The organism is Prochlorococcus sp. MIT 1342, from assembly GCF_047304495.1.
Taxonomy (GTDB): Bacteria; Cyanobacteriota; Cyanobacteriia; order PCC-6307; family Cyanobiaceae; genus Prochlorococcus; species Prochlorococcus marinus_D.
Genome location: NZ_CP138957.1, coordinates 2,297,566 through 2,320,039 on the forward strand (window position 1 = coordinate 2,297,566; position 22,474 = coordinate 2,320,039).

A 22,474-nucleotide genomic window follows, 5' to 3' on the forward strand; every position below is an offset into this window, starting at 1 on the left:
AGGGATCTCAAATACCACTTTTAAGGCAATTCCCCTAACCAGCCGAGCGCGAAGATCAACTCATCATCAACACCTTCATGATGACTGTCTTACCAAAAACCTTGCTGTTACTTGGCAGCGGAGAACTCGGCAAAGAAATAACAATCGCCGCTCAAAGGTTGGGCTGCCATGTCATCGCCTGTGATCGATACTCCGGGGCCCCGGCCATGCAAGTAGCAGACCAAGCAGAGGTTCTGGACATGAACAATTCAGAAGCCCTCACAGCCATCATCAGGCATCACCAACCGGATGTAGTCATTCCAGAGATCGAAGCATTGGCAGTCAATGCACTAGCAGAGCTTGAAAACGAAGGAATCACAGTGATCCCTACGGCCCGAGCCACAGCAATAACGATGAATCGCGATCGAATCAGAGATCTCGCCAGCGCTGAATTGGCTCTACTGACCCCAAAATTTGCTTATGCCGGCAGTGCCGAAGAACTCAAACATGCAGCTGAGCCCCTGGGCTGGCCAGTGGTGGTCAAACCAGTCATGAGCTCCTCCGGCAAAGGCCAAAGTGTGGTTAGCAATCCTGAAGGCCTACGGCAAGCCTGGCAAGCCGCTATGGCAGGGTCCCGGGGTAACTCACCGCGAGTCATCGTGGAAGAGTTCCTTCACTTTGATCTCGAAATTACCTTGCTCACAATTCGCCAAGAGGATGGCTCCACCCTCTTCTGCGAACCAATCGGCCATGAACAAATTGGAGGAGATTATCAATGCAGCTGGCAACCAGCAGAACTCTCTACTGAACAACTCAAGCAAGCCCAATCAATGGCTCTGACTATTACCAAAAATCTTGGTGGTGTGGGATTGTTCGGGGTGGAGTTCTTTCTTTGTGGCAATGAAGTGATTTTCTCGGAACTATCACCAAGACCACATGACACCGGACTTGTCACCCTTATCAGCCAAAACCTTAGTGAATTCGAACTACACCTGCGCGCAGTGCTGAACTTACCTATTCCTACTATTCAAACTGCAGATGCAGCAGCAAGCAGGGTAATCCTGGCAAAAGACAATCTCTCATCCATTTCCTACAAAGGAGTGGAGAAAGCCCTCTCAGAAATTGACACCCAGATATTGCTGTTCGGCAAACCCAATGCTCGACCAGGGCGTCGCATGGGGGTTGCTTTAGCCAAAGGCAAGTCTATGGAAGCAGTTCGCTCTAAAGCTGATCGAGCCGCCGCATCCATCCAGGTAATAAAGGGTAAGGGTGTCAGTTAAGACTTTAAGAAAAATCGATAGTGATTTAAGCCATCTAAAAGTCCAAACAAATGCGGGTTGTTAGCAAAAAACACTCGTTGCTGATGTCGCAAACCCTCCAGACAAGGATCATGCTCTGCAAGGACTACTGAAGCAGTCAATCCCCTTACCAATTCAGCATCACCTTGTTGACTGGCAACAACCAAAATCTGCTCAAGAGGTAATCCCCAACGAAGAGAGAGATAGCGAATGGCTTCGCTTCGGGAAGCTCGCAAAGGCACCACATCCAAAAACCAATGACAACGCAAATGAGGACGTGCCGCCTGACTCCTTTGCCTTAAACGCTGACGGACGAGTGGCAAAATCGCCTCACCATGCTCTTTCAATAGATAACTCACCTTGTGAGGACCCTGCTCCTGATCGTCCTGAAGCGTCAAATGGTCCTTGAGATCAGCTAAAGCAGACACCACTGCCTTTCGCCGCCAATCAACGTCGATATGGGCCTGCCAAAAGCGATCCGACTGATCCTCCAATCCGTAATGGATTTCAGTACCCGCGCGACTAATCCAAACCCGAGGAGAAGGAAGATTCAGCTCTGCATAACGCTTTTTTGCAGCCTGCACAGAACGACCCGTCAATACTCCCAGACCATGCGCATCGCCAGAGCCAATGGATTCCAATCCCTCCCGCAGCGAAGCCAAACCCTCTGCCTCGGGTTCTTCGAGAGAACTATCAAGATCAAGCAACAACAAACTCTGCCCCAGTGGACTGCCCAGACACTCTTTATCTGTGGCCCAGATTCGTGGCTGAGACAATTCAAGACGTTGCTTCATCAATGCCAAGTAATGGCAAACATGAGCATCCCAACTGAAATGCCGACTGACCGCCTCAATCCCGTTATCACTCCAAAGACGCCACTGATCTGCGTCTGAACCAGCCTGCTCCATTACATCCTGAAGTGCCTCCAGATCAGTAACGTCAACCAACAAGCCGTTGTCACAACGAGCAAGGATGTCGCGTGGACCACCGTCATCAGTCGCCACCATCGGCAAACCACAGGCCGCCGCTTCAAGCAAAGTGAGCCCAAAGGGCTCGGTAAGCGCTGGATTCACAAACAAACCACGATGCAAGGCTGCCCATCGGTAAATCGCTGGGATCTGATCACGACGGTGCTGTTTGGGATAAGCCACCCGGCCATAGAGGTCGTAACGATCCACGAGATCAAAAACCTGCTGGAACACCTCCCGCTGTTGCTTCTCCAACTGACGAGGATCATCCCGACAGCCGAGTACAAGCACAAGATTATGCCGTTGACGCAACACAGGCGAGCGGCCGTAAGCCTCAACCAAAAAAGGAATATTCTTACGACGCACTGCTCTGGAAATGGCCAAAAGAGGAGGTAAAGAAGGTTTCCTCAAAAAGGGCGCGAGCAATCCATCAACAACATCCGTTTCACTAGAAGATTGGAGTGGATTGAAGCGAATGGAATCAACGCCGGGAGGCACCACCTCCGCTTGCTCCGGAACAAAACGCCCATAGCGAGCGTATTGATGATCAATTTCCTGGCGAGTACTCGTAATCACCAAACTGCAATGAGCAAGAGTGAACTCTTCAGCATCAATGCGTTGACCAATGGCATATGTTTGCTCGATCTGTTCATGGTCTCCACCAACTCCCAACAGACGCCGCAACTTTTCCCTCCCCAAGGAATGACCTGTAAACACCAAGGGAACACCCAGCCTGCGACTCACAAGGGCTCCCACATAGCCTGCATCGGCGTAATGAGCATGAATCCAATCAGGAAGATGTTCTTGCTGCTGGAGATGGCTAACGGTCTGATCCGCTAAATCATCCAAATAGGGCCAAAACAACTCCTTGCGCAAATATCGTCTTGGTCCAAAAGGCAGCCTGATGATCTTGGCCCCAGGAGCAATATCCTCAATGGGATTGGCATAGTCAGTAGAAACACGACGATCATGAATTAAGCGGGTAACCACCTCAACCTGCTCAATTTCCGAACGCGCAGCCAGGCCCCTGACAAGCTCGAGCACATAAAGAGCCTGGCCTCCTGTATCAGCATCGCGACCCAATTCCAAGTCGTGAGATCGAAACAGTCCATGAAGATGCAGATGAAGCAATCTCAAACCCATCTGATGCCTCCAAGGCGATCAACGAACCCATCCAGATGCGGATGGCCATCAAGAAATAATCAATGAACTTCCAACCTCATAAGCCTAAAGAAAGGATGAGAACCAAACCTCCCAGCTCACTAGAAACGACAACAATATATTCCCTCTATGTATTTTCTCTTTTAAACAGAAAAATCCTAGACCGAATCATTGAGAAATACAAACCCCAAAGACAGAATAATGAAGCCTCTTGCTCGCAACAAGCCAGGCCAAAAAAGCCTCAGCGATACAGGTTCAAAGCCGCATCAGTCACATCCACTAAAGGATGCACGGCATCACCCCAACCGCCGCCACTAAAGGTGACTACACCAGGATTTGCAAGCTGTTCATTAATCCAAGCAAGAATGAGGGGCGCCAAAGTGGCCGGCTGAAGCTGATTTGCAGGTGCCATCAAGTTGAAGTGACCACCATCTTGGGCAAGCACCAAGCGATGGCCAAACTCCAAAGCACCACTATCACGCATGGGCATCAGAGCCTCAGGCACCGGAGGCACGACCCAATCACGAGTGCCGCTAACCAACAAAACCTTGGCTGTCAAAACTGAAGTTCTACTTGGATCAAATAGAAGACGTAACGGCGGACTCACCGCCACAACTGCCTTGACCCGTGAGTCTTCAACAGAAGACTCATTCATTTTGGAAAGCCAACTGCACTGCAGTATCCAGCTGATATTGCGCTCAGGGTCATCCTGGTTATGACAACGAGCAGAGAGCTTCACATCCGTTGAGCGTGCCCCAGCCAATTGAATCGCCGTAGTCGCCCCCCATGAATGACCAACAACAGCGACCTCATCTGTATTGAGGGAAAGTGTTGACAACAAACCACCTGACTCCACAGCAGAGAGCATCGCAGTCACATCCATCGCACGAAGACGCAACTCTTGAGGTCCCGGCGGAGGTTGATCACCCGCCAACATCGCCTTCTGCTGATCAGCATCACTGCCCTGATGCTCCGGGAGCAACACCGTATAACCGTTAGCAGAAAGATATTCAGCCCAACCCTGAAGATCTCTCGGAGACTCCCAAAGCCCATGTGAAATGACCACCAAGCGACCGTTTGAGCGAGACTTCGGTTGTATCACCACCACCCGTATCGGTTTCGAGCGATGGGAAGCCTGAAAATCAACTTGCTGACTTAACCACAACCCGGTAAGCGGCATGCGTAATCCAGTTTTAATCTGAACAGGAACCTCTTTCTCCACAAGCAGATTTGCTGCTAGCTGATTACGTTGAAGCCGTGAGACATAGCTGGCCAATTTCGACAAGTTGATGGATGCAGCTTGACCAGGGATTTGTCGCAACAAACCAAGCACAGTTGGCTGACCACTCTTGGAAGCACGCGAAAGCGCCTCAAGCAACATCCTTCCACTGGTGTCTTGGGGCAACCCCTCAACTTGAACCAACTTGGTTACTACGATCAGAGCCTGCTCCAAAAGAGGCTGCCCGACAGACTTCTCAATCACCTTCTCAATCTGCACTGGCAGGGGAGCGTTAAAGACCTGATTGAGAAGTCGCACAAAAGCACCATCCGTAGCCCGATCCAACTCCACAAAATCGGGATTGGCATCAATTAGATCGCCTGCGCTGTGAGCAGCGCCAAGCTCAAAATCAATCTGACTTTCCAGTACCGGCAGATCAAACACCAAGCGTTCAAGTGCAGGAGCAGAGCTTGGAACAAGTCCCAGCCCCGCTCCAAAACTGATTGCAAACAGCCAAAAACGGGAACGAAAAAACATCATCAAGCTGCAACAGACACAGTCTCAGGAGGATGCTTCGCTAACACCTTCTTGAGATAATGCCCCGTATGGCTAGTGGGATGGGATGCAACCTGTTCTGGAGTCCCCGTGACCAGAAGATCGCCACCACAATCTCCTCCTTCAGGGCCAAGATCAATAATCCAATCAGAACAACGAATTACATCCAAGTTGTGTTCTATCACGATAATTGAATTGCCTTTATCAACAAGACGCTGCATAACATCCATCAACTTATGCACGTCGTAAAAACTGAGGCCAGTGGTTGGTTCATCAATCAAATAAAGGGTTTTACCAGTAGCGCGCTTTGAGAGCTCGGTAGCAAGCTTCACACGTTGAGCTTCACCACCAGAAAGCGTGGGCGCAGGCTGACCTAACTTCACATATCCCAGTCCCACATCAACCAACGTGCGCAATCGATCAGCCGCCTGGGGAATAGCAGAAAAAACCTCAGCAGCCTGCTCAACCGTCATCTGCAAAACATCTGCAATGGTGTGGCCCTTGTAAGTGACCTGTAAGGTCTCCCGATTAAACCGAGCACCTTTGCAGACATCGCACTGAACATAAACATCTGGCAAAAAGTTCATTTCAATCACATTCACCCCTTGACCACGACAAGCCTCACAGCGACCACCTTTCACATTGAAACTAAACTGACCAACCTGATAACCACGAGCCTTTGCCTCAACGGAAGCAGCAAATACCTGACGAATCGGATCAAACGCACCGGTGTAGGTGGCTGGATTAGAGCGCGGTGTACGGCCGATTGGAGACTGGTCAATCACGATCACCTTGTCGATCGCATTGACACCTCGCAACTCGCCCAAGCCTTGAGGGAAAGGCACCTTCAAACCCAAACTGTGATCTAAGGCAGGATGAAGCAACTCATTCACCAAAGTGCTCTTACCACTACCACTGACTCCTGTAACCGCAACAAGGCGCCCTAAAGGAAAATCTACGGTGAGATTTTTAAGATTATTGCGATCACAATCAATCAAACGAAGCCTGCGACTACTTCCTTCTCTCCTCTCTCTAGGTGTAGGAATAGAGCGGCGGCCACTGAGATATGTACCTGTCAAAGATTCTTCAGCCATCAACAGATGATCCAAAGATCCTTCAACAACAATATGACCCCCATGCACCCCTGCCCCTGGACCAATATCGACAAGATGGTCAGCGGCGCGAATGGTGTCCTCATCGTGTTCTACCACCAATAAAGTGTTACCCAGATCCCTTAAACGTCTGAGAGTGGCTAACAGACGATCATTGTCCCGCTGATGCAAACCAATGCTTGGTTCATCAAGCACATAAAGCACACCCGTAAGACCAGCGCCGATCTGTGTCGCCAAACGAATCCTCTGAGCCTCACCGCCAGATAAGGTCATCGCGGGTCGATCCAAACTGAGATATTCGAGCCCAACATCAAGAAGAAAGCGAAGACGCATATGAATCTCACGCAAAACCAAATCACCGATCTGGATCTGACGTGAATTGAGCAAAGGCTCAGATCCATTAGCTGCTCCAACGCCCATCAGCTTTTCGATGCGTTCAAGAGTCAGCGCCACGCTTATAGAAGTGAGTTCAGTAATCCGATAAGGACCCACCTTCACCGCCAGGGCTTCGGGTCGGAGCCGCTGACCGCCACAGGCTTCACAAGGAACCAGCTCGAGGTACTTCTCCAACTTCTGGCGCTGAGCTTCTCCGCTGGCATCACGGAGCTGCCGCTCAAGGATTGGAAGAATGCCCTCAAACGGGCGGGTGTACCCCCCTTTCCCCTTGCGATAACGGCTGTCGACCTGAATCAGAATCGGTTCGCGGCTTCCATTAAGCAGCACATCCCGCTGTTCGTCCGTGAGCTCATTCCATGGGGTCTTGATCTCAAAGCCAAAGGCTTCACCCACTGAATAGAGCAGTGAGAAGTAATAGCTGTTGTCTTTTTCCGCCCAGGGAGCAACAGCGGCGTACACCGGCTGGGATGAATCCGGAATCACCCGGTCCACGGTGAATTTGCGCAGATGGCCAATGCCATGGCAAGCCTCACAGGCACCATAGGGGCTATTGAAGGAAAACAGCCGTGGCGACAGTTCCTCCATCACAGCGCCGTGCACCGGGCAGGCGAAGTTCTCGGAATAGAGACGCTCCCGCTCAACGCCGTCGGGAAGTTCCTCACCCTTCTTGGGCACCACCTCCACCAACGCCAAACCATCGCCGCGTTTGAGGGCCGTGCGGAGGGAATCAGTCAGCCGTTCCTGGATCCCCTCACGGGCAACAAGACGATCGACCACCACTTCGATGTTGTGGCTGTGGTTCTTGTCCAGCTCAATGTTGTCGGCCAGCTCGCGCACCTCACCGTTGATGCGCACCCGGGCGAAACCCTCTGCTGCCAGGCCACTGATCAGCTTGGTGTGGGTGCCCTTCTTGCCGCGCACCACCGGCGCCAACAACTGATAGCGGGTCCCCTCCGGCAAAAGAAGGATCTGATCGACCATCTCGTCGATGCTCTGCGGCTTAATCGAGCGGCCACATTTGGGGCAGTGGGGTTCGCCAGCGCGACCGAACAGCAAACGGAGGTAATCCTGAATCTCCGTGACGGTGCCCACCGTCGACCGCGGGTTGTGACTGGTGGATTTCTGGTCGATCGAGATCGCCGGCGAGAGACCCTCGATCGCATCGACATCGGGCTTGTCCACCTGCCCCAAGAACTGCCGGGCATAGGCCGACAGACTTTCGACATAGCGTCGTTGTCCCTCCGCAAAGATCGTGTCGAAGGCCAGCGAACTCTTGCCGCTGCCACTGACTCCGGTGAACACCACCAGCTTGTTGCGGGGGATGGTGACGTCGACGTTCTTGAGGTTGTGCTGCCGGGCACCCCTCACGCGAATCACGTCGTCCTGAGTCGCCAGCGAGCCAGCTGAATCAGCGATCTTGGCAGCAGCTCGCGCCATCAGGACCCGTTGGAAAGCTCAAGAGCTTAGGAAGAACCGAAGCCTTCAAGCTGTGCGCTGGTCCAGCAGGCTCGCTGCATAGGCATCAGCCTGATTGCCACCAGCGAGGTCAGCTAGCTCCTGGCAGCGTTCCTGAGTGTCCCGCAGTCGGGACACTCGCGAGTGGGTCACGCCGTCCTCCACATGCTTACTTACCCGGAAATGGTGATCGGCCACGGCCGCCACGAGCGGTTGGTGGGTGACGCAAAACACCTGGCGTTGACGCGCCAGGGTCTGAAGAAGATCCGCCATCGCTCCACTAACGCGTCCACTGACGCCGGCATCAATCTCGTCAAACAACAGCGTGCTGGACCCATCCACTGCGGCAAGGGTGGTCTTAAGCGCCAGCAGAAAACGGGACATCTCACCACCGGACGCCACCTCCGTCAACGGTGCCATCGGTTGGCCAGGATTGGCGGAAAACAGAAATTGCACAGCATCCGCACCATGGTCAGCGGGATCACAGGGGGTGAGATCCACCTTGAAACGCACGTTGGCCAGGCCCATTGGGGGCAACAGCTCAAGCAACGACGCCTCCAGAGCCTCCGCTGCATAGGAACGCTCGCGATGCAACGCCGCATTGGCTTGATCACGGCTCTGGCGTCGGTCGTTCTCGTCCTGATGCAGGCAGGCGAGATCAGCCGCGAATCCTTCAGCACCCAGACGGTGAAGCAGGTCATCGCGACGCAGAATCAAACCGGCCAGATCAAGGCCATAGCGGCGCTGCAGGCGTTTTAGTACCGAAAGGCGGTCTTGGATCCGCTCCAGATGATCTGGATCGCTCTCGAGCGCCAGACCATATTGATCGAGGGAGCGCAGCAAGGCGTCAACACCGGCCCCGAGATCCAGAGCCTGATCCCGCAGCGGCTCCAGGGAACCATCCAGCTGGGCCATGGCCTGAAGCTCCTGGATGGACGCCGAGAAGTGATCCTGCAGAGAGGGCCCCTGATCCGCACCATCGCGGAGACGCCCAAACAACAAGGCCAGACCCTCGAGAAGCCTCACGCCATGAACGAGGCGATCCTGATCCTGCTCCAGCCGCTGCTGCTCGTCTGGATCCTCGAGATCAGCAGCTTGAAGCTGCTCCAACTGCTGCTCCTGTTCAGCCCGCTCCTGTTCGAAACGCTGCTGTTCCTGCTCGAGAGCCATCAGGGCATCTGCAGCAACGCGCCAGTCCGTCCAGGCATCAGCAACCTGTGCCTTGACCTCTGCCAGCGAAGAACCACCGAGACGGTCCAGCCATAACCGTTGCTGCCCCGCACGCGACAACAGATCGATCTGGCCCTGAACAGTGAGCTCAATCAGCAGCGGTCTGAGCTCAAGCAACTGCTGACGATTCACCGTGCTGCCGTTCAGCCGGCAGCGACTGGAGAAGCGATCACCCTCCTGCCGTTTCCATTCACGACTGATCAGGAGCTCCTCTTCAGGGTCAAACTCCGCCCCGATCAACCACTGTTCAAGCGCAGGGCTGAGTTGAAACGCAGCTTCGATCCTGGCTCGATCAGAACCAGCGCGTAGCAAACGAACGCCGCTGGCCCCCTGCGCTCCACCCAGCACCGCATCGAGGGCATCGAGAAGTATCGACTTGCCTGCGCCGGTCTCGCCGGTGAGCACCGTAAAGCCGGAGCTGAACTCCAGTTCAAGACTCTCGATCAGAGCTATGTTCTGCAGCAGAAGACCGGTGAGCACGTCCAGCCCTGTGATGATTCCGACCGTAGCGGCAGCACGGTTCGTTTAGAAGGGGTGAATAATCAAGACCCCACTCAGGATGGAAACAGAACTCGGGGATTTCATCGAGGCGGCAGGCCTACTTGAATACGACCCTGCTGCAATTACCAGAATTTATGCCGGCCATCCACAGCGCCTTTTGCGCCGACTATGGCAAACACTTCTACCAATAGGTCTCTTCCTGATTGGCTTAGCAGGGGACAAAGTTTTTGGCTTACTGAACGATGCAAATCGTGCTCGGGAACGAGCACGAGAATTCGCGAAACTCTTAGTAGAGCTTGGCCCTGCTTTCATTAAGGCTGGACAAGCCCTTTCCAGTCGACCAGACCTAGTACCACCAGTTCTACTGGAAGAACTTTCACAACTACAAGACCAATTGCCAGGCTTCGACAGTGCCATGGCTATGGCCTGCATAGAAGAAGACCTTGAAACACCAATCGAAGAGATCTACGAACAACTCGACAAAGAACCCATCTCTGCCGCCTCTTTAGGACAGGTCCACCGGGGCGTACTCAAAGGAGGTCAACAGGTGGCCGTCAAGGTACAACGACCAGGACTTCGTGAACAAATCACCCTTGATCTTTACATCGTACGGAACATTGCCGCATGGCTCAAAAGCAATGTGAGGTTGATACGTAGTGATCTTGTGGCGCTGATTGATGAGCTAGGCCGAAGAGTATTTGAAGAGATGGATTACCTTAATGAAGCTGCCAATGCAGAGCGTTTCCGCACGCTTCACAGCCATAATCAACGCATCGCTGTACCAATAATCTATCGACAAGCTACTAGCCGTAGAGTACTTACAATGGAATGGATTGATGGAGTAAAACTCACTAATCTAAAGGCAGTGAGAGAGCTAGGAATCGATCCCAATAATATGGTTGAAGTCGGAGTTAACTGCAGCTTGCAACAGTTGTTGGAACACGGGTTTTTCCACGCTGATCCACATCCTGGCAACCTTCTGGCTATGGCCGATGGACGGCTCTGCTACCTCGATTTCGGAATGATGAGTGAGGTGAGCCGAGAATCACGTACAGGCTTAATTGAAGCAGTAGTACATCTGGTAAACCGTAATTTCAACAACCTTTCACGAGACTTTGTAAAACTCGGTTTTCTAGCAGAAGATGTCAATCTAGAACCAATTGTACCTGCGTTTGAAAGTGTCTTCAGCCAAGCTCTAGAGATGGGTGTAAGTCGCCTTGATTTCAAAAGCGTAACTGATGACCTCTCTGGCGTAATGTACAAGTTCCCTTTCAAGGTACCTCCATACTACGCATTAATTATTCGTTCACTGATAACCCTTGAAGGCATCGCATTAAGCGTAGATTCAGAATTCAAAATTCTTGGTGCCGCTTATCCTTACTTCGCTCGGCGACTCATGGAAGATCCCGACCCTCAATTACGCCAAAGCCTCAAAGAAATGCTATTTGACGGAGAAATCTTCCGCTGGACTCGACTAGAAAACCTGGTAGCAAGTGCTGCAACCCAAGCCCAGCTCGACTTGGACAGCTTAATTGATCAGGTCATCGATTTCCTCTTCTCAATCAACGGTGGTCTCTTGAGAGAACAACTTGTTGAAGCACTAATCAACCGCCTTGACGCCTTTGGCTGGCAAACATTTCAACGTCTGGGTCGTAACCTACCGCGATCCTTGCAACCTCCACTTATAGCCATTGGTTCGGAGTCTGAAAATTCTGACAATGACTCACTGCTTGATTTAGAACCAATTCGGCAACTGATCGTTATCTTGCAAAACCTGCCAGGCTTCACTCCTGAACTAGTCCTCAGCCGCCTACCAAGACTGATCCGCGAACCTGATACCCACAAAATGGGTATAAAAGTTGCGCAGGGTCTCGCCGAACGTGGTGTTGTCCGTCTTGTCAAGGTAGCAGCAGGAGTTTCACCCTAAATTCTGTGACTAAAGGGTTCACTAATGAATCAATCCAAAAAACATTCTTATCGATCTCTGATGGCTCTCTGCCTAGGTTTGGGATTAAGTCTGTTTTCAACGATGCCGAAAGCAGAAGCAGCCAAAGAAGTGGCCTTAGTGAGTGGTGCCTTCCGCCGCTCAATCTCAGTGTCAGATTTGGAATATCTAGCAAAAACAGGAAAAGCCAGAGGCCTATTAAAAGATGCCCTGAAATTCAGTCGACAAAACCCAGAAACTGTTTCCAAGCTCCTCAATAAAAAGCTAGAACTTCCTATAGGGCTTACCAGTCGATTAATGACCACCCGCATTGGCAACGTAATCATCAACCGCATATCCAAAATCATCTACCCTCTCAACGTGCCAAACCCTTCGGTAAGCGTTCCAGCATTGAGAGCTGGAGTCATCAATGGCATGCAAATAGGTAAGGGCGGTCTTAATGCCATCCACTTTCTAAAAGCCTATCCCAACGAAACAATGACAGTAAACCTACCGGCTCTGTTTGGAATCATGCAAAAAGCTGAGTCAATCGCTGGTCTAGTGAAATTCTTTTCCGATTCGCCACTAGACGGCCTTAAGGAATCTAAGCCTTAAGGCTTAGATTCCAACTAAACACTGCTCTCTTGCTCTCTATTGGTGTCCCTCAGCCAAAACCTACCTGAAGCTATCTCCACAACCCCTGTGATGCAAGATTGGCCTGGCCTAATAGAAGCATATAGATCCTGGTTACCGGTAAGCGATACCACACCCGTCGTGACCCTCAAAGAAGGAGCGACGCCATTGATCCCTGTCAGCTCCATAGCTGAACAGATTGGCAGGGGAGTCAAGGTCTACGTGAAATACGACGGCCTCAACCCCACAGGGTCCTTTAAGGACAGAGGCATGACGATGGCAATCAGCAAGGCCAAAGAAGCTAATTGTGAAGGAGTCATATGTGCCAGTACAGGCAACACATCTGCTGCTGCTGCTGCATATGCAAGACGCGCTGGTATGCGTGCTTTTGTATTAATTCCAGACGGTTATGTAGCGCAAGGAAAGTTAGCTCAAGCTTTAGTTTATGGCGCTGAAGTGCTAGCAATTCGAGGCAATTTTGATCGTGCTCTCGACATTGTTCAAGAAATGGCCTTGAAATACCCAGTAACTCTGGTGAATTCCGTTAACCCCTACCGGCTTCAAGGTCAAAAAACTGCAGCCTTTGAAATTGTTGATGCTCTCGGAGAAGCGCCAGAATGGCTGTGCATCCCAATGGGTAATGCAGGTAACATCACTGCTTATTGGATGGGTTTTCAAGAATACAAACAAGCCGGAAAATGTCAACTTCTACCACAAATGATGGGATTCCAAGCCAGTGGGTCTGCACCATTAGTTTTCAACAAGACCGTAAACAATCCAAATACAATTGCAACGGCAATTAGAATAGGCAACCCAGTCAACAAAGAAAAGGCCATTGCCGCAAAGTCAAGCAGCAATGGAGCCTTTCTTGATGTTTCAGATGAAAAAATTCTAGAAGCTTACAAATTGCTTGGTCGCGAGGAAGGGATTTTCTGTGAACCTGCAAGTGCTGCTTCTGTAGCAGGATTATTAAAACGTGCGTCTGAAGTCCCTTCAGGGGCAACAGTTGTATGTGTCCTTACTGGCAACGGTTTAAAAGATCCAGATTGTGCCATCAATAACAACGATGCAACATTTCATACAGATGTAAATCCAGATCTAACCACTGTGGCTCATGTCATGGGTTTTTAAGGATCAAGGAAACACCAGCATCTCGAATAGACCATCTAAAATCTGACTGTGGAAATCATGCTCAAATTATTATTGAAATTGGGGAAAAGGCCACAAAACCCAACCATTTAAAAACCTCAGCCTTTTCCCCAATTGATTAAAATGTGGAAAGAACGTCATCTCTCCACATGTCCAACTATCCTTTCCACAAGTCTATAACCATTAGAGCCCAGTCACCATAAAGGATTTGTACAATTTTCCACGATTTCCTCAAGCCCTACTACTACGGTTCTTTTAATTTCTTTTAATAATTTAATTAATAGAGACGGGAGGTTATGAATGAGAATGATCTGCCATTGCACTTCTTGCTGGCTTGTGAAATTCTGGGAGACCTCTTCAGCGTTCTTGTTCTAGTCGTGACATTGATTCAATGAAACTGGTTTGTTCACAGGCTGAACTCAATACAGCACTACAGCTCGTTAGCAGAGCCGTGGCTTCACGACCCACTCATCCAGTGCTAGCCAACGTCCTTCTCACTGCTGATGCTGGCACTGATCGTCTCAGCCTCACGGGTTTTGACCTGAGCCTTGGTATTCAAACGGTATTGACTGCCTCGGTGGAATCGAGTGGCGCGATTACTTTGCCTGCGCGCCTATTAGGGGAAATTGTTTCAAGGCTTTCAAGTGATTCACCTATCACTTTGGCCACTGATGAGGCTGGTGAACAGGTTGAACTCAAAAGTTCAAGCGGGAGTTATCAGATGCGTGGGATGTCTGCTGATGATTTTCCTGAATTACCTCTTGTTGAAAGTGGTAAGGCTGTCAAGGTTAATGCGATGGCTCTTTTGAAAGCTCTTCGAGGAACTCTTTTTGCTAGCAGTTCAGATGAAGCCAAACAGTTACTAACAGGAGTTCATCTGCATTTTGATGGTAAAGCGATGGAAGCAGCGGCAACTGATGGTCACCGCCTTGCCGTTTTAAGCTTGGCAGATGCCTTAGCTGTTGAGACTACGGTCTCATCTGAGATGGATGATGAAGGTGAGAATTTTTCCGTAACGCTTCCTTCTCGCTCTCTGCGGGAAGTAGAGCGTTTGATCGCTGGATGGCGTGGTGATGATCAAGTGAGTTTGTTTTGTGATAAAGGTCAGGTGGTGTTTTTAGCTGCTGATCAAGTCGTAACTAGTCGAACATTAGACGGTACCTATCCTAACTATCGTCAGTTAATTCCTGATGGTTTTGCTCGGAGTTTCGATGTTGATCGGCGTGCTTTTATTGCAGCTTTAGAACGAATAGCTGTATTAGCTGATCAACATAACAATGTTGTAAAGGTTAGTGGTGACAATACTTCTGAGCTTCTAGAAATTAGTGCTGATGCTCAGGATGTAGGCAGTGGTTCTGAATCGCTATCGGCTGAATTTACTGGGGATGCTGTTCAGATTGCTTTTAATGTTCGTTATGTACTAGATGGTTTGAAGGTGATGGATAGTGACCGTATTGTACTGCGCTGTAATGCTCCAACTACACCTGCAATTATTTCGCCAAAGGATGATGATATTGGTTTTACATATTTGGTGATGCCAGTACAAATTCGTTCTTGAACTTTGAATCTTCCTGATCAGATTTTATTGAGTGATTTGTTGCATCATCGTGTACGTTGTGATCAGGGGTTAGATCACGGCCCTGGTGTAATGCCTTGGATGCATCCTCCTGTTCATCGTTTACTTGGTTGGGTTAGTCGTCCATCAGCACTTCGAGTGTCGAGGGATGTTTGGCGTTTGGATCAGTCGCGTGGGATTAATGAGCAAGAGGTTTTTGTTAAAGGGCAACCGGCTGTTTCTGATCAGATCACGCTTGAGCGTCTTCCGACTTTGTTAGATGCTGATTTGTTGGATCGCGATGGGCACCGCCTCGGTTTGGTGGCTGATTTTGTTTTTATTCCCACAACAGGGAAAATCCTTCATTATTTGGTCTCTCGCAGTGATCCTCGGCTTCCAGGCAGTAGTCGATGGCGATTAACCACTGATCGCATTGTTGATCAGCAACCAGGAATGGTTGCTACTGCTTTGCGTGGTTTAGATGATCTTCCCTTGGTTCATTCCAGTGTTCGTCAGGGTTTAATTAAGCGTTCCCGTCATTGGCGCGATCAACTTCACAAGATGGGTGATCGGGCCAGTGATCGTTTGGAAGGCTGGTTGGAGGATCCTCCCTGGGATGAACCAGTTGAGCGTTCTTGGAAGTCTTCTGATATGGCTGAAATGGATCCCTTAGAAGGTTGGGATGATCAACAGACTGACAATTTTTCCCAATCAACTGAAGAGTTACGTCGCCGTGGCCGTCCGGACGGTAGAGGCGATGGTCAGGATGATCCTTGGGTTTGAGCTTTATAAGCAAAACTGGGAAGAGATGAGTTAGATCTCGTGTGTCAGGGCCCCGATTTGAGAGTTGACTATGACGTGGCTGCGGCTTTACGTCATGAAGGTCTTAAACCACATGATTACGACGAGATTTGTCGTCGTCTCCAACGTGCACCTAACCGAGTTGAGCTGGGAATGTTTGGTGTGATGTGGTCTGAACACTGTTGTTATCGCAATTCAAGGCCTTTGCTCAGCAGCTTTCCTACAAGTGGTCATCGGATTTTGGTTGGTCCTGGAGAAAATGCTGGTGTCGTGGATTTAGGAGATGGGCAGAGCTTGGCTTTCAAAATCGAAAGCCACAATCATCCTTCTGCATTGGAACCTTTTCAAGGAGCTGCTACAGGTGTTGGTGGAATCTTGAGAGATATTTTTACTATGGGTGCAAGGCCTATTGCGCTTCTTAATGCTTTACGTTTTGGACCTCTTGAAGATGAACGTAATGTTGGTCTTATGGAGGGGGTCGTTGAAGGTATAGCTCATTACGGCAATTGCGTGGGAGTTCCTACCGTTGGTGGTGAGGTGGCGTTTGATTCCAGTTATTCCGGCAATCCGTTAGTTAATGCAATGGCTCTTGGGCTGATGGAAACAGATGAGATTGTTTGTTCTGGGGCTCATGGTGTTGGTTATCCGGTGATTTATGTCGGTAGTACAACTGGTCGTGATGGTATGGGTGGTGCCAGTTTTGCTAGTGCAGAGCTCACAAAAGCTTCTTTGGATGATCGTCCTGCGGTTCAGGTTGGTGATCCATTTTTGGAAAAAGGTTTAATTGAAGCTTGTCTTGAAGCTTTTAAGAGTGGCGATGTTGTTGCTGCTCAGGATATGGGTGCGGCTGGTCTTACTTGTAGCTGTTCGGAGATGGCTGCTAAGGGTGGTCTTGGTATTGAACTCGATCTTGATCGAGTTCCTGCTCGTGAGCTTGGGATGACTCCATATGAGTTTTTACTTTCGGAATCTCAAGAGAGAATGCTTTTTGTGGTGAAGCCTGGACAAGAGCAATCTTTGATGGAGAGATTTATCCGTTGGGGGTTGCAAGCAGCAATTGTTGGTTGCGTTCTTGAAGAGAAGGTGGTTCGTGTTTTGCAAAAAGGAGAAGTTGTTGCTGAGGTGCCTGCTAATGCATTAGCTGATGACACTCCAATTGATCGACATGAATTAGTGAGTGATCCTCCGCTAGAGATTCAGGCTAAATGGGACTGGCAGGAGAATCTATTACCAGTTGTTGGTTTAAAAGGGATCAATTTAAATTCACAATCTCATTTTGGTAGTAATCTTTCATGGGATGAAATTCTTCTAAAGTTACTTGATGACCCTACGATTGCTTCAAAACGTTGGGTTTATCGTCAATATGACCATCAGGTTCAAGCCAATACAGTTTCAGCCCCAGGAGTTTCTGATGCTGCTGTTGTGAGATTACGTCCACAGCAAGGTAAAGGCTCTGTAGATGAGGTAAAGCGGGGAGTTGCGGCAGTTGTTGATTGTCCTAATCGATGGGTTTTTCTTGATCCAGAACGTGGTGCTATGGCCGCTGTAGCAGAAGCGGCCAGAAATCTTAGTTGTGTTGGTGCGGAGCCTTTGGCTGTCACAGATAATCTCAATTTTCCTTCTCCGGAAACGCCTACTGGGTATTGGCAATTGGCTTTAGCTTGTCGTGGTCTTTCTAAGGCTTGCAAGACTTTTTCAACACCAGTAACTGGAGGAAATGTTTCTCTATATAATGAGACTCGCTTAGCTGATGGAAAAATACAACCTATTCACCCAACACCAGTTGTTGGAATGGTTGGCTTAGTTCATAATCTTGTAAATGTGTGTGGTCAGGCTTGGTTTGAGCCTGGTGATTTTATTTGGCTTTTAGGGGTGCCTATCGATACAACAGTTGCTGTTGATCCTCGCGTTAGCCTTGCGGGTAGTAGTTATCTTGAATGTATTCATGGTTTAGTTACGGGTAGGCCTCCGGAGATTGATCTGAAACTTGAGTGTTTAGTTCAATCTTTCCTACGCAATTCTATTACTGAAGGATTTGTTCGCTCTGCTCATGATTTAAGTGATGGAGGTCTTGCAGTTGCAGTTGCTGAGTGTTGTATCGCTGCAAATTTGGGTGCACATATTGAGTTACCATCCAGCGATGCTCGATTGGATCGCTTGTTATTTGCTGAAGGTGGTTCACGCATCTTGGTGAGTGTTCCATCCACGCAGGCTGTTGCCTGGCAAAAGGTTTTAAATCAGGCAAAGACCACATCCCCTGGCTCAGTGTTTGATCAGTACCTTGGTGTTGTTACGGCTGATGAGGAGTTGTTGATCACTCAGGCTGGCAATCGCTTGGTTCAGCTTCCTTTGAATCAGCTGAGGGAGTGCTTTGAGCAGGCAATCCCTCGTCGTATGGGCTTGGATCTCTCTTCAAGCGTCTGAGTTGAGCTTTGGTGCAAAATGTCTTCCTTGGCTTATGCATTTGAGGAGTTGAGCTTCACATGTGTGGCATTGTTGGCATTGTTTCTACTGCGCTGGTCAATCAGCAGATCTATGACAGCTTGCTGCTTCTACAGCACCGGGGTCAGGACTCTACTGGCATAGCCACCATGGATGGCAGTGTTTTTCACTTGCATAAGGCAAGGGGGCAAGTGCGGGAGGCCTATCGCACACGTGATATGCGTTCCTTAATCGGTAATATTGGTCTTGGTCATGTTAGATATGCAACAAAGGGTGCAGCTGAGCGGGAAGAAGAAGCACAACCATTTTATGTGAATGCTCCTTACGGAATCATTCTTATTCATAACGGTAACCTTACTAATACTCGAGAGCTTGATCGCGACTTGTTCAATATTGATCGTCGCCACACAAATTCAAAGAGTGATACGGAGATGTTGCTTAATGTTCTAGCTACTGAATTGCAATTAAAAATTTATGGCAGTGATCTTACTCCAGATCAGGTATTTGATGCTGTTACATCTGTACATCAACGAGTAGAAGGTTCTTATACATCTATTGCTTTGATTGCAGGGCACGGTCTTCTTGCCTTTCGTGATCCGTTTGGCATTAGGCCATTGGTACTTGGTAAACGTAAGTCTTTAGAAGGTGCTGATGAGTGGATTGTCGCTAGTGAGTCATTGGTATTAGAGAATGGTGATTATGAGATTGTTAGGGATGTTGATCCTGGTGAGGCGATTTTCATTACTCAAAATGGCGAGCTTTATTCACGTCAGTGTGCGAAGAATCCGCGTCTTGTGCCATGTTCATTTGAGTATGTTTATCTTGCTCGACCTGATTCAGTGATGAGTGGAATCTCGGTTTACGAGGCTCGATTAAGGATGGGGGATCGACTTGCAGAAACTATTGCAAAGTACACGCCATCTGGAGATATAGATGTTGTGATGCCAATTCCTGACTCTTCACGGCCTGCTGCTATGCAAGTGGCTAGACAGCTGGGGATTGAATATCGTGAGGGCTTTTTTAAAAATCGTTATGTAGGCCGTACATTTATCATGCCTGGACAAGCTCAACGTAAGAAATCTGTTAGACAAAAGTTAAATGCTATGGGAACAGAATTTAAGGGTAAGAATGTTTTAATTGTGGATGATTCAATTGTACGTGGTACGACTTCGAAGGAGATAGTACAAATGGCTCGAGTTGCTGGTGCGAATAAAGTCACGTTTACCTCTGCAGCACCACCAGTGCGGTATTCACATGTTTATGGTATAAATATGCCAAATCGTCATGAGCTGATTGCTTATAATCGCACTATTCCTGAAATCTCTTCTGAACTTTCAACTGATCACATGGTCTATCAAGAGGTTGCTGATCTACAAGCAGCAATTGTTGAAGGTTCAGGTGTTTCTGAACTTGAGCTTTCTTGTTTTACCGGAGAGTATATTACAGGGACAGTTACTTCTGAATATCTCGATTGGATAGAACGCACACAATTGTCTTAATAAAGGTGATCATCAAGGACTTAAGTGTTAAATGTTTAATCTATAATATTATTAGTTGTGATTAGTGGCACCAGTTTTTGAATTTCTTCGTTGTCTTTTAATTCCACGATATTTAGACTCGGTTTGATCGGTATGGTCAGTTCCAGCTTTCCAGCTTCAATACGGCCATGGCGACCTTGGCTACTGACTAGGCCGACCAACCTATTGCCATTACAGATGTCAACGACTCGATCTTGATCTTGGCTTGAATCTTTTATTGTTAATCCAATTTCCCCTAAATCTCCTCTCTGGCAGACTCTTATCGAAGAGACCAATATTTTGGCGAATTTACCTAGGCGTGTGGCAAGTAATACAGTGCTTTCACAGTTTGGTGGACAAGAAACTGCTCCAACGACCATTTCTTCTGGTAATAGTCGCATTGTCATAGGCCCCTGAGCTAATTTTCCCATCAATGGCATGCTGTCGTTATTAACATTAATTCTGATTACTCTCCCTATATTACTTGCTAGAATAACATCATCATTTGCTTTGCAAATGAATGCTGATTTTAAGATAACACCATCTTTCAATTTAACAATGGTTGCTGCTCTTCCGGAAAGTTCCATTACTTCTTCTATGGGTAATCGCTTGAAGCGTCCATCGCTGCTAAGTAGGCCTAGGCTTAGGTTTTGATCTACGGGCAAGGGGAATATGTTGATCAATGTTTCTTTTTCTAATCCTCCTGGTAGGAAGCGTTCCAGCGACCCGGGTTGTTGCCCTGCAAATTCCCAGCGGACTAGAGCTACTCGACCATTGTTTGTCACCGCAAGTAGACGTGGGGCTGGTTCAATTGGCAAGATCAATCTGGCTGGCGAAGGTCCATCGCTGAGTTTGCAGGCTTCGTTGAGGTGAAGTCGACCGAGGATTTGAGGGCTCATTACCTTGACCTGGCTGTCTTGCTGGATGAGTATTCGTCCATCACTTGGCAGGGCGGATAGTGCTTGTTGTCGTTGAACTTCCGCATTCGGTCTTTGGTTTGCCGCTCGCTCAGCGACCAGATCATCGCCACCCTCCACAAGGCGAGTTCGGCGGGGGTTGTTAAAGCGTTTTTTGAGCTGTCGAAGTTCTTGAATGAGTACTTCCAGCATGCTTTCTCGATTTTCGAGAAGGAATTGAAGTTGTTCTTGTTTTCCTTGTAGTTCTTTGGCTTCTTGCCTCAAACTGCTTTGTTCCAGACTCGTAAGTCGTCTTAGTGGCATTGCCAGAACAGCGTCGGCTTGTTTTTCGTTGAGATCTAATTGCACCATCAGACGGGCTCTTGCAGCAGCAGCATCGGCAGCCTCTTGGATCATTGCAATGACAGCTTGTAGTGCGTTCAATGCTGTGATTAATCCTTTCACCACTTCCAGGCGAGCTTTTGTTTTTCCTAGGGCATGGTTGGTTCTTCGGATAACTGTGAGTTCTCGGTATTCGAGAAAAGTTTGTAATAATTTTCTCAGTGAAAGTTGTTGGGGCTGGCCGTTAACAAGAGCCAGAAGAATTGCACCGAAATTGCTTTGTAAGGAGGTGCGTCGATGCAGATCGCCGAGAACATTCTCTGGGTTGGCATCTCGGCGAAGTTCCACCACTATCCTCATTCCTTCTCTGTCGCTTTCGTCGCGAATATCGGCAATGCCACCGATTTTTCCATTGTTAACAAGATCTGCCAGTTTTTCGATCCAACCAGCTTTGCTGAGTTGATAGGGCAATTCAGTGACGACAACAGCACTTCGGCGGTGCCGACCCTTACCAGGTTGTATTTCTTCGACATGGGCCACGCCACGCATTGGGATGCTGCCGCGTCCTTTGAGGTAGGTTTCATGGATGCCAGTGCCCAGCAGGATCTCTCCACCAGTTGGAAAGTCTGGGCCAGGAATTAGGTCAAGTAATTTGTCGTCACTGAGATCGGGTTTGCGTATCAGGGCAATCAATCCATCGACCACTTCGCCAAGGTTGTGGGGTGGAATGCTGGTCGCCATACCTACGGCGATTCCCGAACAACCATTTAGTAGCAGGAAGGGAAGTTGGGCTGGCAGTACTGAGGGTTCCTGTTGGGAGCCATCAAAATTCGCAGTAAAATCAACTGTTTCCTCTCCGATTTCATCCAACAACGCCATATGGGCGATTGAAGCCAGACGCGTTTCTGTGTAACGCATGGCCGCAGGCGGATCGTCATCAACGGAGCCGAAGTTGCCGTGTCCATCCAATACTGGGAAACGGCTTGAAAAGTTCTGAACGAGTCGAACGAGTGCGTCGTAAACGGCTTGATCGCCATGAGGGTGATATTTCCCTAGGACATCTCCAACAACACGGGCGCATTTTCTATAGGGACGATCTGGCGTCAGGCCTAGCTCGTGCATTGCAAATAGGATGCGCCGCTGAACTGGCTTGAGGCCATCTCGGGCATCGGGCAATGCTCTTCCTACGATTACGCTCATCGCGTATTCGAGATAGGAGCGTTGCATCTCTTGATGCAATGCGATTGGTTGAAGGCGCTCCTCGGCCATCCAGATTTGGGATTAGAGGGCTTAAAGCGCTCAGCCTACAGATCTACTTAGCGGATACCCGCATTGTTGATC

Annotated in this window: 13 protein-coding genes; 8 read left to right on the forward strand and 5 right to left on the reverse strand. The window is 49.1% G+C overall.

Annotated features, from left to right (window positions below; all coding sequences use genetic code 11):
• Positions 1-80 precede the first annotated feature (80 nt).
• Positions 81-1,259, forward strand: coding sequence for a formate-dependent phosphoribosylglycinamide formyltransferase (purT, locus tag SIB79_RS11735; protein ID WP_063404381.1), 1,179 nt, complete (start codon positions 81-83; stop codon positions 1,257-1,259).
• Here purT and SIB79_RS11740 read toward each other — a convergent pair.
• The 4 genes from SIB79_RS11740 to recN form a co-directional block, all read right to left on the reverse strand.
• Positions 1,256-3,388, reverse strand: coding sequence for an HAD family hydrolase (locus SIB79_RS11740; RefSeq protein ID WP_063404379.1), 2,133 nt, complete (start codon positions 3,386-3,388; stop codon positions 1,256-1,258). The genes purT and SIB79_RS11740 overlap by 4 nt on opposite strands.
• Before the next feature lie 259 nt (positions 3,389-3,647).
• The gene (locus tag SIB79_RS11745) at positions 3,648-5,165 is read right to left on the reverse strand and encodes an alpha/beta hydrolase family protein (protein WP_063404377.1); all 1,518 of its coding nucleotides are present in this window, start codon (positions 5,163-5,165) and stop codon (positions 3,648-3,650) included.
• Complete coding sequence (gene uvrA / locus SIB79_RS11750) at positions 5,165-8,125, reverse strand: excinuclease ABC subunit UvrA (RefSeq protein ID WP_063404375.1); 2,961 nt, start codon at positions 8,123-8,125, stop codon at positions 5,165-5,167. The genes SIB79_RS11745 and uvrA overlap by 1 nt, the downstream gene beginning before the upstream one ends.
• 45 nt (positions 8,126-8,170) lie before the next feature.
• Complete coding sequence (gene recN, locus SIB79_RS11755) at positions 8,171-9,853, reverse strand: DNA repair protein RecN (protein ID WP_063404373.1); 1,683 nt, start codon at positions 9,851-9,853, stop codon at positions 8,171-8,173.
• Between the two features lie 79 nt (positions 9,854-9,932).
• On the opposite strand from recN, the gene SIB79_RS11760 reads away from it, so the two are divergent.
• The 7 genes from SIB79_RS11760 (at position 9,933) to purF (ending at position 19,877) form a co-directional block, all read left to right on the forward strand.
• Positions 9,933-11,801, forward strand: a complete 1,869-nt coding sequence (locus tag SIB79_RS11760) for an ABC1 kinase family protein (RefSeq protein ID WP_063404371.1) — start codon at positions 9,933-9,935, stop codon at positions 11,799-11,801.
• 24 nt (positions 11,802-11,825) lie between these two features.
• The gene (locus SIB79_RS11765) at positions 11,826-12,413 is read left to right on the forward strand and encodes an alpha/beta hydrolase (protein ID WP_155724689.1); all 588 of its coding nucleotides are present in this window, start codon (positions 11,826-11,828) and stop codon (positions 12,411-12,413) included.
• Between the two features lie 90 nt (positions 12,414-12,503).
• On the forward strand, positions 12,504-13,562 hold the full coding sequence (gene thrC, locus SIB79_RS11770; protein WP_063398570.1) for a threonine synthase: 1,059 nt from the start codon (positions 12,504-12,506) through the stop codon (positions 13,560-13,562).
• Between the two features lie 409 nt (positions 13,563-13,971).
• Positions 13,972-15,138 carry a DNA polymerase III subunit beta gene (dnaN, locus tag SIB79_RS11775; protein ID WP_063404364.1) on the forward strand — a complete coding sequence of 389 codons (1,167 nt, stop codon included), beginning with the start codon at positions 13,972-13,974 and terminating at the stop codon, positions 15,136-15,138.
• Positions 15,139-15,141: 3 nt separating this feature from the next.
• Positions 15,142-15,918, forward strand: coding sequence for a hypothetical protein (locus SIB79_RS11780; protein WP_063404363.1), 777 nt, complete (start codon positions 15,142-15,144; stop codon positions 15,916-15,918).
• Positions 15,919-15,975: 57 nt separating this feature from the next.
• Positions 15,976-18,360 carry a phosphoribosylformylglycinamidine synthase subunit PurL gene (gene purL / locus SIB79_RS11785; protein ID WP_063405310.1) on the forward strand — a complete coding sequence of 795 codons (2,385 nt, stop codon included), beginning with the start codon at positions 15,976-15,978 and terminating at the stop codon, positions 18,358-18,360.
• A 59-nt stretch (positions 18,361-18,419) separates the two neighbouring features.
• Complete coding sequence (purF, locus tag SIB79_RS11790; RefSeq protein WP_063404361.1) at positions 18,420-19,877, forward strand: amidophosphoribosyltransferase; 1,458 nt, start codon at positions 18,420-18,422, stop codon at positions 19,875-19,877.
• 35 nt (positions 19,878-19,912) lie between these two features.
• On the opposite strand, the gene SIB79_RS11795 is transcribed toward purF, so the two are convergent.
• Positions 19,913-22,402, reverse strand: a complete 2,490-nt coding sequence (locus tag SIB79_RS11795) for a DNA topoisomerase (ATP-hydrolyzing) subunit A (protein ID WP_063404359.1) — start codon at positions 22,400-22,402, stop codon at positions 19,913-19,915.
• Between the last annotated feature and the right edge of the window lie 72 nt (positions 22,403-22,474).

Excerpts from the sequence above, each read along its gene's own strand:
- purT (WP_063404381.1), top strand. The coding sequence starts at position 81 with ATGACTGTCTTACCAAAAACCTTGCTGTTACTTGGCAGCGGAGAACTC.
- SIB79_RS11740 (WP_063404379.1), bottom strand. The coding sequence starts at position 3,388 with ATGGGTTTGAGATTGCTTCATCTGCATCTTCATGGACTGTTTCGATCT.
- SIB79_RS11745 (WP_063404377.1), bottom strand. The coding sequence starts at position 5,165 with ATGATGTTTTTTCGTTCCCGTTTTTGGCTGTTTGCAATCAGTTTTGGA.
- uvrA (WP_063404375.1), bottom strand. The coding sequence starts at position 8,125 with ATGGCGCGAGCTGCTGCCAAGATCGCTGATTCAGCTGGCTCGCTGGCG.
- SIB79_RS11760 (WP_063404371.1), top strand. The coding sequence starts at position 9,933 with ATGGAAACAGAACTCGGGGATTTCATCGAGGCGGCAGGCCTACTTGAA.
- SIB79_RS11765 (WP_155724689.1), top strand. The coding sequence starts at position 11,826 with ATGAATCAATCCAAAAAACATTCTTATCGATCTCTGATGGCTCTCTGC.
- thrC (WP_063398570.1), top strand. The coding sequence starts at position 12,504 with ATGCAAGATTGGCCTGGCCTAATAGAAGCATATAGATCCTGGTTACCG.
- dnaN (WP_063404364.1), top strand. The coding sequence starts at position 13,972 with ATGAAACTGGTTTGTTCACAGGCTGAACTCAATACAGCACTACAGCTC.
- purF (WP_063404361.1), top strand. The coding sequence starts at position 18,420 with ATGTGTGGCATTGTTGGCATTGTTTCTACTGCGCTGGTCAATCAGCAG.
- SIB79_RS11795 (WP_063404359.1), bottom strand. The coding sequence starts at position 22,402 with ATGGCCGAGGAGCGCCTTCAACCAATCGCATTGCATCAAGAGATGCAA.